This window comes from Prevotella ihumii, assembly GCF_900155655.1.
GTDB lineage: Bacteria > Bacteroidota > Bacteroidia > Bacteroidales > Bacteroidaceae > Prevotella > Prevotella ihumii.
Genome location: NZ_LT706987.1, coordinates 2,172,270 through 2,191,136, shown reverse-complemented (window position 1 = coordinate 2,191,136; position 18,867 = coordinate 2,172,270). Strand labels below are relative to the sequence as shown.

12 protein-coding genes, 1 tRNA gene and 1 pseudogene are annotated in these 18,867 nt (G+C 41.4%); 7 read left to right on the top strand and 7 right to left on the bottom strand.

The genetic code is table 11. The features are described from left to right. Positions 1-132: 132 nt before the first annotated feature. From CZ367_RS09765 to CZ367_RS09755, 3 genes are read right to left on the bottom strand one after another with little or no spacing between them, the layout of a single operon-like run. On the bottom strand, positions 133-1,656 hold the full coding sequence (locus CZ367_RS09765; RefSeq protein WP_077196711.1) for a peptide MFS transporter: 1,524 nt from the start codon (positions 1,654-1,656) through the stop codon (positions 133-135). Between the two features lie 39 nt (positions 1,657-1,695). Continuing rightward, positions 1,696-2,436 (bottom strand): porin family protein, encoded by a 741-nt coding sequence (locus CZ367_RS09760; RefSeq protein ID WP_077196710.1) that lies wholly within the window; start codon positions 2,434-2,436, stop codon positions 1,696-1,698. Positions 2,437-2,484: 48 nt separating this feature from the next. Continuing rightward, positions 2,485-3,864, bottom strand: coding sequence for a LysM peptidoglycan-binding domain-containing protein (locus tag CZ367_RS09755; RefSeq protein ID WP_077196709.1), 1,380 nt, complete (start codon positions 3,862-3,864; stop codon positions 2,485-2,487). A gap of 881 nt (positions 3,865-4,745) precedes the next feature. Here CZ367_RS09755 and CZ367_RS09750 point away from each other — a divergent pair. The 7 genes from CZ367_RS09750 to CZ367_RS16570 all read left to right on the top strand — a co-directional run bounded on the left by CZ367_RS09750 (position 4,746) and on the right by CZ367_RS16570 (position 12,040). Further along, positions 4,746-5,816, top strand: a complete 1,071-nt coding sequence (locus tag CZ367_RS09750; RefSeq protein WP_077196708.1) for an AAA family ATPase — start codon at positions 4,746-4,748, stop codon at positions 5,814-5,816. 169 nt (positions 5,817-5,985) lie between these two features. Beyond that, a complete protein-coding gene (locus CZ367_RS09745; RefSeq protein ID WP_077196707.1) occupies positions 5,986-6,681 on the top strand; it encodes a T9SS type B sorting domain-containing protein in 696 nt (231 codons plus the stop codon). A gap of 93 nt (positions 6,682-6,774) precedes the next feature. Next, the gene (gene uvrA / locus CZ367_RS09740) at positions 6,775-9,603 is read left to right on the top strand and encodes an excinuclease ABC subunit UvrA (protein WP_077196706.1); all 2,829 of its coding nucleotides are present in this window, start codon (positions 6,775-6,777) and stop codon (positions 9,601-9,603) included. A gap of 51 nt (positions 9,604-9,654) precedes the next feature. Beyond that, on the top strand, positions 9,655-10,161 hold the full coding sequence (locus CZ367_RS09735) for an acyltransferase family protein (RefSeq protein WP_077196705.1): 507 nt from the start codon (positions 9,655-9,657) through the stop codon (positions 10,159-10,161). A 519-nt stretch (positions 10,162-10,680) separates the two neighbouring features. Next, positions 10,681-10,827, top strand: coding sequence for a hypothetical protein (locus CZ367_RS16290; RefSeq protein WP_237581669.1), 147 nt, complete (start codon positions 10,681-10,683; stop codon positions 10,825-10,827). 142 nt (positions 10,828-10,969) lie between these two features. Beyond that, complete coding sequence (locus CZ367_RS09725) at positions 10,970-11,917, top strand: IS30 family transposase (RefSeq protein WP_077195399.1); 948 nt, start codon at positions 10,970-10,972, stop codon at positions 11,915-11,917. Between the two features lie 12 nt (positions 11,918-11,929). Continuing rightward, complete coding sequence (locus CZ367_RS16570) at positions 11,930-12,040, top strand: hypothetical protein (protein WP_317041828.1); 111 nt, start codon at positions 11,930-11,932, stop codon at positions 12,038-12,040. 355 nt (positions 12,041-12,395) lie between these two features. Here the strand turns inward: CZ367_RS16570 and CZ367_RS09720 are convergent. The 4 genes and pseudogenes from CZ367_RS09720 to CZ367_RS09705 form a co-directional block, all read right to left on the bottom strand. Further along, positions 12,396-12,468: transfer RNA gene (locus CZ367_RS09720), tRNA-Met, on the bottom strand. Between the two features lie 432 nt (positions 12,469-12,900). Continuing rightward, entirely contained in the window at positions 12,901-14,985 is a 2,085-nt protein-coding gene (rho, locus tag CZ367_RS09715) for a transcription termination factor Rho (protein WP_077196703.1), read from the bottom strand. A 259-nt stretch (positions 14,986-15,244) separates the two neighbouring features. Next, a pseudogene (locus tag CZ367_RS09710) lies at positions 15,245-15,568 on the bottom strand (IS982 family transposase); the annotation flags it as partial. A gap of 124 nt (positions 15,569-15,692) precedes the next feature. After that, on the bottom strand, positions 15,693-18,557 hold the full coding sequence (locus tag CZ367_RS09705; protein WP_144005977.1) for a hypothetical protein: 2,865 nt from the start codon (positions 18,555-18,557) through the stop codon (positions 15,693-15,695). Positions 18,558-18,867 lie beyond the last annotated feature (310 nt).

Here is an 18,867-nt window from a genome sequence, read left to right as displayed (position 1 = left end):
ATAGATACCTACCCATTATCAATGTTTTTCGTCATACAAATAATTGTATATTACGCCTACAAAACAAAAATCCCTCAACCTATTGTTACGAAAACAATAAGATGAGGGAAATATTTTTAATTCTAATACTTATTACTTAGCAACCTTCTCCAATTTGCCCATTACAGCGAACATAAAGAATGCTGAAAGGATACAAAGGGTAATAAATACGCTCCATACAACCCACAAAGGAAGTGAGCCCCAAAGGAAGCCACCAACACTTACGAGGAAGTTTCCTAAAGCGGTAGCAACGAACCAACCGCCCATCATTGCGCCCTTATACTTAGGAGGTGCAACCTTAGATACAAACGAGATACCCATAGGACTAAGCAACAACTCACCGAAAGTAAGTACAAGATAAGTACCGATAAGCCAGTTTGGAGATGCAAAAGTCTTAGTTCCTTCTTCTGCAGCCTTCTGAACATCAGGAGAGTTGAGACCCATTGATGCAAGCAACATTACCAAGAAACCGCAACCTGCAATCAACATACCGTAAGCAATCTTACGTGGAGCAGATGGCTCTTTACCCTTGCGAGCAAGCGCACCAAAGATAGCCATACTTACAGGAGTAAGTGCTACAACGTAGAATGGGTTGAACTGTTGGAAGATAGGAGCACTAACCTCTACAGAACCTTCTACAACGCTGTACTTATAACCTATAACTGCCAATGCTGCGAGGATTACAAGACCCGAAATACCTTTTGCCTTGCCTGTCTTTGCACCAAAGAGTGAGAACAAAGCATAAACAATGATGATAATCATAAAGAGGTTGATAACATCGAATGCCATACTCTGTACGCCTTCAGCTGTAGGCTGAACGAACTCGTTAGCAAAATAAGTAAGGGTAAGACCATTCTGGTGGAATGCCATCCAGAAGAAGATAACTACAGCAAATACAAGGCAGAGTGCCACAATGCGTTCCTTAGTTTCAGCTGGTGAAAGTTCTTCAACATCGGCTGCTGTCTTATCATCCTTCTTCTTAGCACCACCTTCCAAATGCTTAAATCCTGGGCGGAAAGCATAGTAAATAGCGATAGAAAGAATCAACGAAGCACATGCTACGGCAAATGCCAAGTGGTAAGCAGCATTTGGATCCATCTGCAATGAAGTTACAGCCCAATCGTGAATTTTCACAGCAGCTGTAGGAGCAAACAAAGCACCAATGTTGATAGCCATATAGAAAATAGAGAAACCTGAGTCGCGCTTGTCAGCCATATCAGCAGACTCGTAAAGATTACCTACCATAACTTGGAGATTACCCTTAAACAGACCAGTTCCCAATGAAATAAGAAGCAGAGCTGCAAGCATACTTGTAAACGCTACAGTACCTGTACCTAATGGCACAGCGAGGAAGAGGTAACCTATGAACATAATCATAATACCCGTTGTTACCATTTTCCCGTAACCGAACTTGTCTGCTAAAATACCACCCACGAGAGGCAAAAAGTAGACTAAGCCAAGGAAAGTACTATAAATAGCACCTGCCGTACCTGCTTCAAGCCCGAAATTTCCTCTAAGGAAAAGGGCAAATACTGCAATCATGGTGTAGTAACCAAATCGCTCTCCTGTGTTGGCTAAAGCCAATGCATAAAGACTTTTAGGTTGTCCTTCGAACATAATTTTAAAATTTTTGGTTTGTTATTAATTAATTTTTATTTATTTACTTCTCGTTATATCAAATAGATAGGTCGCTTTTAGAACGATGTTGCTCAAGTTTGAACGACCAAAATAATCGCGCTTTGTGTTACCATAGATATTGCCTAAGCCAAGATAATATCGCGCTTCTAAAAGAATATGACCTACGTGTCGGTTGTTATATTCTAAGCCTAATCCCGCTGCAATACCATAATCGAACTTCTTCTCAATAGGCATATCTTCTTGCTTTACAACACGATTGCTACGCCCTGTACCATCAGTTGAGAGGTTAGGAGCATCGTAGTTTTTGGTAGTCGATTCGCCAAGCATAATTCCTATTTGCGGACCTGCTTGAACAAAAAAGTTGCACCCATTCTGCTCACGTCCCCAAGCTAAATGCGCAAAAACGGGAATTTGCAAATAATTCAGTGTGCGCGAATACGCTTCGATATTTCCATTTACATTGGTCACCTTTTGGTCGGTAGCGGTCTTTATATCTTGCTTCCAACCTAAGGAAGCATAGTTTACCTCGCCATAGATAGAACAAATGGTATTAAAATATTTCTCGCATACGTATCTCATACTTAGTCCACCCGTTACCCCACCGTGCATTGTTTGCGAAACCTTTGGGTCGAAACCTACAGACGATAAGGCGTATCCTCCATTTACACCTATGGAGAAATCGCTACGATGGTCGCCCACCTGCGCATTAGCAACAAGTGGGAAGAGCATTAGCAAAGTATAGATTATGTTCTTTAACATTGATATTGATGGTGTGTAAGGTCGACACGTAACAAGCTGAAACTTATCTTAGTAAACCAAATTTTCTAATGTTTGGTCAACTTTGAAGTGTATCAGCTGGAAATGATTGTTCACATATCCTCCTTGTCCAATACGTTCAAAGTTATAACGTGTTTGTAGTGGAATATATTTTACCTCGTTACCCATACCCTTAAAGTTCTTGCCTTTACTCTTGAGACCTCTGACAAAGAATTGTGCTTGGTCGTATCCCACAATAGCAAAACGAGGTATATAGGTGTTGCTCATAGCTTCGCCATAGGTTTCAATGTAGAGCTTTTCTAACGCTTCAGTACGCTTTGCAGCCTTATTATAATAATAGGTGGAAGGCACATAAACGCTATACTTAAAATAGTTGGAGAGGTTGTAATCTTGATAAATAAACCACGGGTTATAACCGTATATTGAGATGGCAATACCAGGATTGGTGCGTCTAAGCGAATCCAACTTTGCAAAAACACGATTGAGCTGTGGACTTTTTTCAGAATTAATCACCACAACATTGGGTTGTGAGGCTGTAAAATGCTTCACAAAATCGGCCTGTGTAGAGTTTACATTGGTCAAATCATACTTTATATTTGCCAGCTCTAATTGCTTTCTAAGTCCGCTTGTGAATATTGCTACCTGACTATTGGCATCATTGCAATCGATGAAAACAGGGTGATGCGACTTTTGGAAACGTTCAAAGAAACAAGCTATTGCCTTATTATTGAGGCGATTATCGTCTTGATAAACTTGGAAGATGTTAGGATTGGTTTCCACTTCTTTCGACTCAATAGAGAAAGGAATAACCATCTTAATGCCATTCTTCAAGCAGAAATCGCCCAAAGGTTTTACTTGATTAGAATACAATGGGCCAAAGATAATGTCAAGTTCTGCTGCATTCTTTTCTAACAAAGTGGTTCGTATATCAGCCTCTTTTGGCACGTTCCAAGCGTGAATATCGGTTGTTATGCCTTCGGCTTTCATCTGGTTGAGAGCCAACAATATACCACGATAGTATTCCACCATTCGTTTACCATCTCCATCAAGATTGTGCAATGGAAGCATTACCCCCACACGAATAACATTTGTTGCAGGAGCTGCTATTGTGTTTTTTGCAACAGTGGTTGCTACCTTTTCTACTTGTTTTGTTTCCGACTTCTTATCGCCTTTTTTTGCAAAAGGCACAAATATCCACGTACCTTTTTTAAGCTCATAGCCCTCCTTTTTCATTTCAGGATTTGCATCAAGCAGTGCCTGTATGCTGATACCATAATCCTTAGCAATGCCAAAGATGGTTTCCTTCTTCTTCACTTTATGGATGTCTCTCCATATTGTGGTTTGTGCAGCAGCACGAACAGCAAATGCCAAAACAAATAATAAAACGATATATTTAAAATAATGTTTCATAATTTACGTCCTAAGTTTAACACTACGCAAGATAGTTGTCGAGAATGGCATTCCGTATCATAACCCGAAATGGATAGTTATTCTAAACCCTGAAAAATGGAACAAAAACAAGTCCCCTATCGTCTTTTACAGAGTGCGACCTATCTTTTGCAAAGATACAAACTATTTGTTTAATTCTTGCAGAAAAGAGATAATAATGTACAATATTTAATGTAAAAAGATGATAAATGCGAGTAAAAATTCAGCTCCTTTGCCCCATAAAAGAAAATCTTACACGTTTTTTGAGCCCATTTTTCATTGAGCAGTTGAGTAGTCTACCACAAAATAACGAGGCTGAAAGATGGTAAACGAAATACAAAAACTACAACAAAGTGTACATTAAACCCAATCCTATAAACTGCTATAGGTCTTTTAGGGACAAAACATTACAAGAGGGAGTATGGAAAAATAGAACAATATAGACTTTAGCAAAACTTTGAAAAACACTAAATATAACTATCTGATTATAAAGTTATTACAAATGCGTTCCAAAACATATATGTTTCACTACCCAAAACATATATGTTTGACGGTCTCAAAGTTGAACTTTGGGTGTGTCAAACATATATGTATTGCAACTAAAAGATTGATGTATTGGTTTTTAAGATGGTAAAAGGAAAAATAGAACAATATTTACAAGGGGCCAAACAAGTGATGATTGGCACACTAACCAAATGGTCTGAAAATATAAAATAAAGAAAGAAGCCACCTCTATTTTAGCTTACCAAATGTTTATTACGCCCTAAATAACATAATTTTATATGCGTAAAGCATCATTTATATCAAAAAAAAACAGTACTTTTGTAGCATATCAACCGCAAAGAATATAAATGTAAGAACGTATGGACTATATAGAAATAAAAGGTTATAAATCTATCAAAGATGCCAAAATAGACATTTCTCCTATTAATATTCTAATAGGTGCGAATGGCAGCGGAAAGAGTAATTTCGTGTCCTTTTTCGAGTTCTTAAACAGTTTATACCATCAAAGCTTATCTATTTACGTGGGCTTGAAAGGTGGAGAAGATAAAGTTTTGTTTCAAGGAAAAAAAACAACAGACGAGCTTTATTTCCATTTAGAATTTAATGGAGAAGTGAATGGCTATTCTGCATTGCTAAAGGTGGGCACCGAAGGTTTCATCTTTCTTGAAGAAAATCTCATTTATGAAGGCAATAAGAGGAATATTAATGTTGGAGCAAAAGAATCTAAAATAAAGAGTACAGATAACTTTTGTGCGCCGTATGTAATGAAATACTTGAATGGTTTTAGGAAATACCATTTTCACGATACCAGTTCTAAGTCGCCTTTCACACAATATAGCAGTGTAAGAAACGATACAGCATATTTCTATACAGATGGGCGAAACATTGCAGCTTATCTATATCATATTCGTGAAACCAATCGGATAGTTTACAATAGAATTGTTAAAAACATTCAGTCGATAGCTCCATACTTCTCTGATTTTGAGCTTATTCCCAATGACGAATTGCTCTTGCGCTTGCAGTGGCGTGATAAATTTAGCGATGTCATATATGGTGTGAACGACTTGTCTGATGGTACATTGCGCTTTATTGCCTTATCGGTGCTTTTCTTACAACCCAATTTGCCTGACACTATTATTATTGATGAGCCTGAATTGGGTTTGCATCCATTCGCCATAACCAAATTGGCAGGTATGATAAAGTCGGCATCTAAACGTGATTGTCAGGTGATTGTAGCTACCCAATCGCCCGAGCTCATTAGCAATTTTGAACCCGAAGATATTATTACGGTTGACCAAATAAATGGAGAGACACGCTTTTGCAGACAAAATAGGGAGCAATTAAGTGTGTGGTTGAACGATTATTACACCATAGGTGACTTGTGGAAACGTAATATGATAACAGGAGGGCAACCCAATTATAGCTTATGAAACGACTAATTATCATTTGCGAAGGGCAAACAGAACAAGAGTTTTGTAATCAATTGCTTGCTCCTTATATGTTGTCTTGCAGAGGCTATTGGATTAGAAAAGATAAGAAACAAGTCTCCACGATTTAATCAATGGATAGAAAACTTAGAAACAATAAGATAAACATAATATGAAATCAATATTCATCAAAATATCCTTGGCTATGGTAGCAATGCTTTTTGTACATAGCAGTTTGGCACAATCGTGCGACCCATACGGAACGTACAAAACTGAAGATGGAAACGAAGAAAAGCTAACTCCAGCGCAAGGGTTCTCAGGGTCTGCGCCATTAGAGGTTCATTTTGTCGCTAACCCCACTAACGGATTGCCTGCTGGTACTCAACTTGAATGGCATTTCTTCGACCAAAAGAATATGCAGCAAGCGTTTCTTGTGCGCTATGAGGAAAATACAGATTATACATTCACGCAAGCAGGTTCGTTCCAAGTGCGTCTGTATGAGATACTTGGCTCGGATACGGTGAACGTGTACGACCCTATCACGGTATCAATTAGCGAAAGCGAATTGGTTTTTCCTAACGCATTTTCGCCCAATGGTGATGGCATCAACGATGTTTATAAAGCCAAAAAGGGATTTAAGAGTATTGTAGAGTTTCACGCCGTAATATTCAATCGTTGGGGAAATAAGATTTACGAATGGGACGACCCCAATAAAGGATGGGACGGAACATATAATGGTAAACCTGTGGCGCAAGGTGTCTACTTTGTGAATGTAAAAGCAAAGGGCGCAGATGGAAGAGATTTCCACATCAAACGGGATATAAATCTACTCCGCTCATACACCGAAACCACAAATAGTATGCCATAAAAAAGAAGAATAAAGCAAAGTTGTAAGCATCGTTCTGAATGTTTGCAATTGGCTTTTGGCTACAACTAAGATTTAAGACTTTAGACTTTAAGAATGAACGATAAGATAGAAGTATTGGGAGCACGTGTGCACAACCTTAAGAATGTAGATGTAACAATGCCACGCAACTCCTTGATTGTATTTACAGGACTTTCTGGTTCGGGCAAAAGTTCGCTGGCTTTCGATACCATTTTCGCCGAAGGACAACGCCGTTACATAGAAACATTCTCGGCTTATGCGCGCAATTTCCTTGGAGGAATGGAACGCCCTGATGTAGATAAGATTACTGGGTTGTCGCCCGTTATCTCCATTGAGCAAAAGACTACAAACAAGAACCCACGTTCCACTGTCGGCACAACAACCGAAATATACGACTATCTGCGCTTGCTCTATGCTCGTGCGGGTAAAGCCTACTCGTATATGAGTGGCGAACCAATGATAAAATACACTGAAGAGCGTGTTGTGGAAATGATATGTTCCGAATATGCAGGCAAGGCTATTTACATTCTTGCCCCTTTGGTGCGCAATCGTAAAGGTCATTATCGTGAACTCTTCGAACAGATGCGTAGAAAGGGTTATTTGTATATACGGGTAGATGGAGAAGTATTGGAAATAACGCGCGGAATGAAAGTCGACCGCTATAAAAACCACAACATAGAGGTAGTAATCGACAAAATGAAACTGCCCGAAACGGCAGAAGACGCTATAAAAGAGCGAGTTTCGCACACCGTGGCAATAGCTATGAAACAAGGCGAATCGCTCATTATGGTGATGGAAAAAGAATCGAACGAGGCAAAATATTTCTCTAAACGATTAATGGACCCCGTAACTGGCATCGCTTACAAAGACCCTGCACCTAATATCTTTTCATTCAACTCACCCGAAGGGGCTTGCCCTCACTGCAAAGGCTTGGGTGTCATCAGCGAAATAGACCTAAATAAGGTTATCCCCGACACAAAACAAAACATCCACGAAGGCGGTATTATACCCCTTGGGAAATACAAAAATCAAATGATTTTTTGGCAGATTAGGGCTATCTTAGAGAAATATAATTGCACGCTAAAGACTCCTATTAAGAACATTCCAAAGGAGGGTTTAGACGAAATACTTTATGGGTCGTTAGAGAAAGTAAAGATAGCTAAAGAGTTGGTACATACCAACTCCGACTACTTTGTGGCCTTTGATGGCGTGATAAAATATCTCCGTACCGTAATGGAAAACGATGATACGGCAGCAGGAAAGAAATGGGCAGACCAGTTTATTGCCGACCGTACTTGCCCAGAATGTAAGGGGCAACGCCTCAATCGTGAAGCATTGTCGTACAAGATATGGAATAAAAACATTGCCGAAATCGCTTCTATGGACATCACCGACCTAAAAGCGTGGGTGGAAGAGGTAGAAGAACACATGAACGAGAAGCAACAACGCATTGCTGCAGAGATAGTAAAGGAAATTCGTAAACGCATCAATTTTCTATTAGATGTGGGCTTAGATTATCTTGCACTCAATCGTCAGAGTGCCACATTATCGGGCGGAGAAAGCCAACGCATACGTTTGGCAACCCAAATAGGTTCGCAATTGGTGAACGTACTTTACATTCTTGACGAGCCTTCTATCGGACTTCATCAGCGTGACAACGACCGCCTAATCAAGTCGCTTAAAGACTTGCGCGACCTTGGCAACACCGTAATTGTTGTAGAGCACGATGAAGATATGATGAAAGCTGCCGACTGGATTGTGGACATTGGTCCTAAGGCTGGACGACGTGGTGGCGAAGTGGTTTTTCAAGGGTCTTATCCCGATATGATGGCTACCCATACCCTTACAGCACAATATCTTAATGGTGAACAAAGCATTGCTATTCCGTCAGAAAGACGCAAGGGCAACGGCAAAAGCATTTGGCTGAGAGGTTGCAAAGGTAACAATCTGAAAAATGTAGATGTAGAGTTTCCGCTTGGCAAACTTATTGTTGTAACAGGTGTGTCAGGGTCTGGAAAGAGTACACTCATCAACGAAACGCTCCAACCTATCCTCTCGCAGCACTTCTATCGCTCATTTAAAAAGCCTATGCCTTACGATGCTATCGAAGGAATAGAGAACATTGACAAGGTCGTGAATGTAGACCAAAGCCCGATAGGGCGCACACCACGCAGCAATCCTGCAACTTACACAGGCGTGTTTTCAGACATACGCAGCCTTTTTGTAAGTCTTCCAGAAGCTAAAATTCGTGGTTACAAACCAGGGCGATTTTCGTTTAACGTTAAGGGAGGACGATGTGAAGGGTGTGGCGGAAATGGCTATCGTACCATAGAGATGAACTTCCTTCCCGATGTAATGGTACCTTGCGAAGTTTGTCACGGCAAACGCTACAATCGTGAAACCTTGGAAGTGCGCTTTAAAGGTAAATCTATTGCCGATGTATTGGACATGACTGTAAATATGGCAGTAGAGTTTTTTGAAAACGTTCCACTCATCTTACCTAAGATAAAGGCTTTACAAGATGTGGGCTTAGGTTATATCAAACTGGGACAAAGTTCCACTACCCTGTCTGGTGGTGAGAGCCAACGTGTAAAATTGGCTACTGAATTGTCGAAAAGAGATACAGGTAAAACGCTCTATATCCTTGACGAACCCACAACGGGACTTCATTTTGAGGATATTAGAGTACTAATGGGTGTGCTTCAAAAACTTGTTGATAAAGGCAATACCGTGCTCATTATCGAGCACAACCTTGATGTTATAAAACTTGCCGACCACATTATCGACATCGGTCCTGAAGGCGGACGAGGTGGCGGACAAGTATTGGTAACAGGTACGCCCGAAGAGGTGGCAGCCAACAAGGTGAGCTACACTACCCCATTCTTAAGAAAAATACTTTCTTAATGCGACTGAAGAAAGCATAAAATTTAGCCAATAGAATATAAGAAGACAGCAATGCACCCAAAAAGAATAGATGCGTTAACGGGATTACGTTTCCTTATGATGGTTACGGTGGTCATCTCTCATTTCGAGTTTTTGGGCATAGAAACTCCCAATCTATATGCTTCTTATTTTCATAATGGGTCGTTAGCCGTCCATTTCTTTTTCCTTATGTCGGGTTTTGGGCTCACTTACAAATACCAAACAACCCACACTCCTTGTATGGAAAGAACGTGGACGCTATGGAGAGGCTATAAATTTGGTATGCGAAAGATGCAAAAACTATACAAGTGGTATGTACTTTCACTTCTCTTAATGCTACCATCTACATTGCTCATTCGTTGGCACACACAGGGCATAACGGTTATTCCAAACACTTGTGCTAAGTTTATGGTTTCGGCTTACCTTACTTCAAAGTGCCTCAAGTATGTCGAGCATAAGTTGTGCCTTCAACAATCCGTGGTGGTTTTTGTCCACCCTACTCCTTCTTTATGCGCTGTATCCCTTGCTCGAACACCTTAACAGAAAATTTATAACAACACGTTCAGAAGCACAAAAATACCTCTTAATCGTTTTTGTTCTCCGTCTTTTATTGCTCTTTCCTTTCCGCTTCATAGCTGCAAATAGTAGTTTTGATCTCTTTGCACACGCCTCTCCTTTCTTCCGTATCTTCGATTTTGAAATCGGAATTTTGCTTTGCTACTTGTTTGTTTACAACACTTCAGCCCCACAACACGCCCCTATAACAGCAAAGAAAACAAATGGAACGCTTGCCGAAACTATGGTCTTCGCCTTAGCCATAGGATGGTGGATAGGCAGAAATGCTATTTTATGGGAACGCTATGAAGAAGTAAAATACACATTAGATATATTTTTTGCAGCCCTTTTGCTCTATGTATTTGCATTTGAAGGTGGAAAGTTATCACGCTTATTCCACTCGCAAACTCTTGTTGTCCTTGGCAATATATCCATGTATANGAGCTTAAGATTAAGGATGCTGAGCTGGAACGAAAGTCCCGTCGTATTCTTGAACTTGAGCGCATGGTATTTGGCAGGCGCAGCGAGAAACGCCTGCCTGAGAGTGCAAGCGGCTGGGCGGGTACGCTTTTTGACGAGCAGTGGGCCAAAGAGGGTTCCCTGGCTCAGGTGGAACACAAGTTCAACATAGAACTGCAATTTCAGGTGTAGGTTTAGCTTAATAATCTATACCAGAAAACACCGAGGGGTTTGGGGGCGAGCAGCCCCCATGAGTGGAAAATCAACAAGCAATGCTTAAAAAATAAAAAAGGGAGACCTCTGTCTCCCAAAGATTAATTAATTTTGCATTGTTATGTACAAACAATTAACCTCGGAGCAAAGGTACACAATTTCTGTGCTACTCCAAAATGGAATTAAATTAAAAGATATTGCGAAAGCGATAAAAGTATGTCCAAGTACAGTATCTCGTGAAATAAAACGTAATAGTGGGACCAAAGGACAGTATAATTGGGAAACTGCCCAAGCAAATGCAGCTCTCACAAAGCGAAAAAAGCCAGGCAATCATTCAATCAAAAAGGATGTTATGGATGAAGCGATACGTCTTCTTATTACAGAACAATGGTCTCCTGAACAAATATCTGGCGTGTTGGCTAAGGAAGGTAAACGTATTAGCCATGAAACCATATATCGTACGATACGTAAGGACAAGGCAAAAGGTGGAACACTATATAAACACTGTCGTCACAAGCTAAAGCATCGTGCCAAGCCTGTTGGTAGCAGACGTATATCCATACCCAATAGAACAAGTATCAGCGAGAGACCTACTGAAGTTGACGGAAAACGCTTTGGGGACTTCGAGATGGATACAATTGTTGGAAGAGGAAATCATGGTGCTATTGTGACACTGATAGAACGCAGTACAAATATGCTATTTATGAGAAAACTTAAAAAGGGAAAGAATGCCAAGGAGTTAGCACGCACTGTAATACATTTGCTATCTCCATTCAAAGAGTATGTCAAGTCTATTACAACGGACAACGGCACAGAATTCGCTTGCCATGAAATGATAAGCAAAAGCCTTGGTGTCACCGTCTATTTTGCTGACCCATACGCTTCATGGCAGAAAGGGGCTATAGAAAATGCTAACGGACTGATTAGACAATACGTGCCAAAAAAAGAAACGTTTGAACATGTCAGTCATCAACAAATAACAAAGTATTCAAAGAAAATTAACATGAGACCAAGAAAGAAATTAGAATTTAGAACACCATATGAGTGCTTTTACGAACTAATTAAGTAAATTTGCACTTGCTTGTTGAATTCACNAGAGCCATACAAATGGATGAAGGAAGTTCTTTCAAGACCCCTGCCCGACATGACGGAGGAGGAACTCACGAAAATGCTACCTTCAAACTTCAAATAACAAATAACCCTTATATGCTGCCAGACATATAAGGGTTATTTGTTGGTGTGAAAGTCGGCTAATATTGGATGCTTACTGTATATCTATATATTCCATTTCCCCATCGTCTCTCTTTTATGTACTCAAGTCTTAGGTTCTCAATCTTATGGAAGTATATTACAGCCGCAAGAAAGCACATTAGTTTTTGCTTTAGATATTATCTGCATTGCAGCAATTACATACTTCGCTTACCAATTTGATAAGAAGTGGAAGACCAAATCAAATTACAAATAGAGCTCAGCTAAATCTATTCGCAGCATTTGACGAATAGATAAAAAAATAAGTCACCCAAATGAGTGACTTATCTTATCAGTAGTTGCGGGTGCAGGACTCGAACATGCGACCTCCAGGTTATGAGCCTGGCGAGCTACCAACTGCTCCAACCCGCGATATTAACCATACAATAAAGAAATAAGCATTTATGTTATCTTGTTCCTGAATTGCGATGCAAAGGTAGTCATTTTTTATGTAACTACCAAATGTTTCTAAAGAAATATATGTAAAAAGCAGCGGTTTCAGCCCTTTTAGGAGATATTCTTAATCTATATCAATTTAAACCCAAATCGGTCATTAGCCCTCAAAGGCTTTTTAAAGCGTTTAGATGTTATGCTTTTCTTCGTCTTTGCACCTTATTTTGGCTTTATTTCACCTATCTCCGCAGTCATATCGCCCGCTATGCTCCTTTGATATTAGTTTTTCATTCGCTATACCTCCATCAGTTGGTCGCTATTTTTCGGTTATAAAAAAGCATCGACTACCGAACAGCGATTACTATTCAAGCAGTCAATGCCTATCATATTATTAAAAAAAACTTGTATCTCTTATCCGTTCATCGACATCAAAAACTCATCGTTATTGCGTGTGCCCACCATTCTGTCGTGAATAGAGTTCATTGCCTCGATAGGATTCATATCAGCGATGTACTTACGGAGTATCCACATACGATCGATGGTTGTGCGGTCTTGCAACAAGTCGTCTCGACGAGTACTTGACTGTACAAGGTTGACAGATGGGAAGATGCGCTTGTTGCTCAATGAGCGATCGAGCTGCAATTCCATATTACCTGTACCCTTGAACTCTTCGAAGATAACCTCATCCATCTTCGAACCTGTATCAATCAATGCGGTTGCGATGATGGTAAGCGACCCTCCCTTCTCAATGTTACGAGCTGCACCGAAGAAACGCTTAGGCTTTTGCAATGCGTTAGCATCAACACCACCCGTCAACACCTTACCCGAAGCAGGCGCAACAGTGTTGTAGGCACGTGCAAGACGTGTAATAGAGTCGAGGAAGATGACTACATCGTGTCCACACTCCACCATTCTTTTTGCCTTTTCCAATACAATTCCTGCAATCTTCACGTGACGTTCAGCAGGTTCATCAAAGGTAGAAGCAATAACTTCAGCATTGACTGTGCGTGCCATATCTGTAACTTCTTCAGGTCGTTCATCAATCAAGAGCATCATCAGATAAGCCTCTGGGTGATTGGCAGCTATGGCGTTGGCAATATCCTTCATCAGTATGGTTTTACCCGTCTTAGGTTGTGCCACGATTAGCGCACGCTGTCCCTTACCGATAGGCGAGAAAAGGTCTACGATACGTGTAGAAAGATTGGTTGTGCGAGCATCTCCACAAAGTGTAAACTTCTCTTCAGGGAAGAGCGGAGTAAGATGTTCGAACGATACACGGTCACGTACTTCGGCAGGAAGTCGTCCGTTTATCTTATCAATGCTTGTGAGTGGGAAATACTTTTCGCCTTCGTGTGGAGGGCGCACGTGACATTCTACTACATCACCTGTCTTCAATCCATAACTCTTTATATGATTGGCTGCAACATATACATCGTCAGGTGACGAAAGATAGTTGTAGTCGCTTGAACGCAAAAATCCATATCCATCGGGCATTACTTCCAACACACCATTGGCTTTGATAATATCAGCAAAGTCGTAAGCTTCGGCTGGAGTTTGTGGAGCAGGTTCTTGATAGAATGATGGAGCAACTTGCGCCATTGCATTGGTTGGTCTATCAAACATATCATAGTTAGGCACTACGCCTTGATCTTCGATTGGAATATCCACAACGGTGATGAAATCGGTTCCATCGCCTGGGTCTCCCTCCCATACACCGTCAGCTACTGCCATAGGAGCCTCTTCTTTTTGCTCGTTATGTGCATTTACTTTTGCTTGCAATTGGGCTATCAGTCCCTCATCAGCAGTATTTGTTTCCGTCTCTAATTGTGCTGCAAATTGCGCTTCTGGAATAAAGTCGGCTCCTTCCGCTTCCACATTATTATATATAGGGGCTTCGTTTTCTATGTTTTCCCCCTCCGCCATTTCAGCTACCGCTTCTTGTACAAATGCTTCAGAAGGTTCTGCCATTTGGGTTGGTTCAGCCACCGCTTCTGTTGGTTCAGCACTTGTTTCTTCTGCCATAGGTTCGCTTTTAGGCTCTATTGCTTCTTCTTTTACAGCCTTTTTGCGTGTTGTTTTCTTTGGTTCGGCACGCTCTTCGGTGGTTTCTTCCTTCTTTTTTCTACCTCTTTTCTTAGGTGCTTCCACAGGTTCTTCTGTTGGTTGTTCCTCTATGCTTGCTTCTTCTATTGGCATATCCTTGAACAACCCTAATTGTGGTGTCCCTACAGACTTATTCTTTTGTACATCAAAGTTTTCGCCTTCTTTGCCTTTTACGGTGTAAACCTTGTCAGTTTCTTTGCGTGCTATCCTTGTACGTTTTCTTTTTGCTGTCGAAAGGGGGTGTGTTGCTCCGGCATCAATAGCTTGTCTATCTAAAATAGCGTAGATAATAGATTCCTTATCATCGCTTTTTTTATATTCAGCTTCAATTTCGTTAGCGATATTTTCCAATTCGGAAATATCTTTGTTCAATAATTCTTCTTTACTATACATAAATTAATATGTGTGCGAATTTTTTAATGTTGTTGTGATATTGTTGGTTTCCAGAACGGAAACCTTGGGTATTTTAAAACTGATGCAAAGTTAGCGTTTTTATTTTATTTATGCAAGAGTTTTCTATTATTTTTAGTTACTCTTTTCTAATGGTAGTTTTTTATGGCTTAGATTTATTCTGTTTAGGTTGTTGGTTTTTCCTTTAACCCAAATCGGCCATTAGCTCGCAAATCTCGAAGAAGTCTAACGACCAATTTGGGTTGAATTGTCTCCTTGATATGAGATTGGGAATGCTATCCTTGTACTCTTGCAATTTATAGTCGAACAGCCACTTCTCACTATCAATGCTCTCTGCCTCTGCCTTCAGGGACAATGCTACCACTTCTAAGTCCGAAAATTTAGGAACAGGACCACGGCGTGGAACGTTACCCGATTCGTAGACGAGATTTTCAGAGAGTTGCTTGTATATCTCAAGTATTTTGACGAATTTTGTATAAAGGTTGCACATACGATGGTTTGAACTTAACGTTTTTAATGCTACTAAGTTACTAAAAATCAATGATATGTACAACTTTTTATTTATGTTTATCAACTTAAATTAATTCCGCCAACGGGTTATATAATAGTACCTCTTATATACCACTCGTGATATATGCCTGTATATCACTCGTGGTATACAATCGCATACCACGAGTGATGTATTTCAGCTACTTTTTCACAACCTTTCGTCCATTCACGATATACACACCTTTCGGCAAGTTGTTCAGTTCGCCTTGCAGGCGCACACCGCTAAGACTGTAGATGCCTTGCTTGGCGGTAGTGTCGGCAGTTGGTGTTTCGATGGCATTGGGGTCGGGGGTAATGGTTACCCAATCGGCTACCCTATTGCCTAATTCATCACGGAGAATGTAGACACCATACTCCTCTTCCCAATTCCAATAGGCTCCCACTGGTTCGGTGATAGCACAGCCAGTAAACTTTGGTTTATCCCATATCCAATAGAAACTATCGCGAAACACATGACCAAGAGTGCTACCCTTAATACGCACAGAGCAACGATCGAACTTCCAGGAGCCCTCAGTAACTCCGTAGGATGTTCCACTCACTTCCACAGTACAGCCGCTCATAGTGATGGTACCCAAGTTGCGAATGGTTCCCACATCGTATTCGTTTGAGCTTTTCACTGTAAGTTTACCATCGCCAACAATGGTGAGAAAAGCGTTACGTCCTTTATTAAATATTCCCGCACCATTCTCTGAGATAATGGTATTATTTCCGATGAGGCGAATGGTTAATCCATCGATATAGTTTCCGATCCCACATGGTTCATACCAACCAGTACCAAATCTTTCTGTGTCGTGAATGGTGGCATTTTCAAGGGTGAGGGTCTTGGTCGCATGGTCGTACATTACCTTGCCCATTATACCATCATTCAAAGAGAGATTGCCAGGATGTACCCTATTGCCAGCAATAAAGAGGTCGTAATACTCGGTTATGGGTTCAATGGTTATCCAGTCGGTTACAGTCTTATCATCTGCACCGAAGAGAGAATAACGAACGTCGCCGTTGTCTTTTGAGGACTCTTTCCAGTAGAGTCCATCGGGGGCGGTTATAGCACAACCTTTAAACTTAGGTTTCTTGTATAAGCAACTCACACTGCCTGCATACGTATCATTGCTGCTTCCGCCACCCTTGGCGCGCACCGTGCAGCGGTAGAATTTCCAGTTGCCACCAGCTAATCCGCATGTTCCGGAACTTGCTTCCAAGCTGCAACCTTGCACGGTAATGGTGCCATGATTAAGAATACCCACTGAAAGGTCATTTTTATTTTCCGTGGTTGAGCCGTTCACCTTGAGGTTGCCATCACCATCTATAAAAAGTCGGCAGCGATTGCCATTCCATACTCCCACACTCTTTTCAGAAGTAATGGTATTGTTACCAATGACACGGATAAGCAGGTTGTCTATTCCACTGTTGATACCACTACCTCTACCATCACCGTATTCCTCTGCCGTGTTCAGAATAGAGGCATTTTCAAGAGTGAGAATCTTGGTATTATCATCGTACTTCACAGTGCCCGATACACCATCAATCGCTGAAAGGTTGTTGCAGTTGTCCAAAGTAACCTTTGTACCAGCTACCCAGAGTTCGTACTCGGTTATGGGCTCGATGGTTACCCAGTCGGTTACAACCTTGTTGTCTGCGCTGAAAAGAGAGGATAAAGAGGCGTAACCGAGAAGGAAGTTCTTCCAGTAGGTTCCTTTTGGAACTGTAATAGCACAGTTAGCGAACCAATAGCTATATACCTCACCTATACTGCCCGCATTCTCATTATCGCTGCTACCGCCACCCTTGGCGCGCACCGTGCAATGGTCAAATTTCCAGCCACCTTGAGTCAGTCCGTACACTCCGCCACTCGCTTCCAAAGTACAGCCTCTCACGATGATACTACCATTGTTCAAAATACCAGCTTTATAAAAATTGTCGTTCGATGTGGTTGAGCCGTTCACAGCGAGTTTGCCGTCACCTATAAAAGTAATTTTGCCGTCAGCATTCCATACGCCTATACTCTTTTCAGAAGTAATGGTATTGTTACCAACAAGACGAATGGTTAGTCCATCGACCTCGTTAAAGATGCCAGCGGATTTTCCCAGAGTGCCTTTTTCCCAACCATGCTCATCTTCTGTATCTTTATTGCTGATGGTGGCATTGGCAAGCGTGAGAGTCTTGGTCGCATGGTCGTAGTTCACTTTGCCCGACACACCGTCAATCACGGAAAGGTCGTTACAGTTTGCTGAAGTTACCTGTGTGCCGGCAATCTTGAAGTTATAGATGGTTACATCCGATTTCTCTATGGTTACCCAATCCGTTACAGGCTTACCATCTGCACCATAGAGATAGCAATTGCCACCACCACGGGACTGCCTCCAGTACGTTCCTTCAGGAGTGGTAATGGCGCAGTCGGTAAATTCAGGCTTACCAAATAGGGCGTTGATACTGCCTGCGTCGCTATCATTGCTGCGACCGCTGCCCTTGGCACGCACGGTACAGCGGTCGAATTTCCAGTAGCCATAAGCCAATCCACACGCACCACCGCTTACTTCCAAAGTGCAACCGCTCACGGTAATGGTACCACTATTTGAAATGCCAGCTTGGTAGGACTCATTGCTTGCCGTGGTCGAACCTTTCACTGTGAGCTTACCCTCACCCATAATGGTGAGAATTCTCTCATGACTATTAGCCATACCTATATTCTTCTCTGCTGTAATGGTGTTATTGCCAACGAGACGGATAGTCAGACCACTGATACCACTACAGATGCCACTATTTATAGTTTCATTTTTTTCTGCCGTGCTGTGAATGGTGGCATTTTCAAGGGTGAGGGTCTTGGTGGCATCATCATACTTTGCTGTACCCGATACGCCATCAATTACAGATAGGTCTCCGCAATTTTCGGAAGTTACCTGCGTACCTGCAACCCAAAGGTAGTACTTTGTCTGCGCCTGCGCAGTACCTGCCCACATTGTCGCCATAATGGCGAGAATGAGCGAAAATAATACTTTTTTCTTCATAATTCTTTTGTTTTTAATATTTGATAATTGGATAGATAATTTTGTTTGTCTTTGCTCACCTTTAATGCAAAGGGCACGCAAAGCAAAAGGCCCCGCCCGCACCTCCTTACAGAGAAGATGCAGGCAGAGCCTTCGCTGAATGTTTTCGATTGGAAATGAGAGATGCTTCAACAACGCAGAGAGCGTCAAAACACTTAGACGACTGCCCCCCCCCCCCCGAGCGAGAGAGAACGACAAGCAGAGTGCACGCAAAATGCATTTACACCGCTGTTTTGACATACTCTATAGAAGCTTGATAATATATACCTCT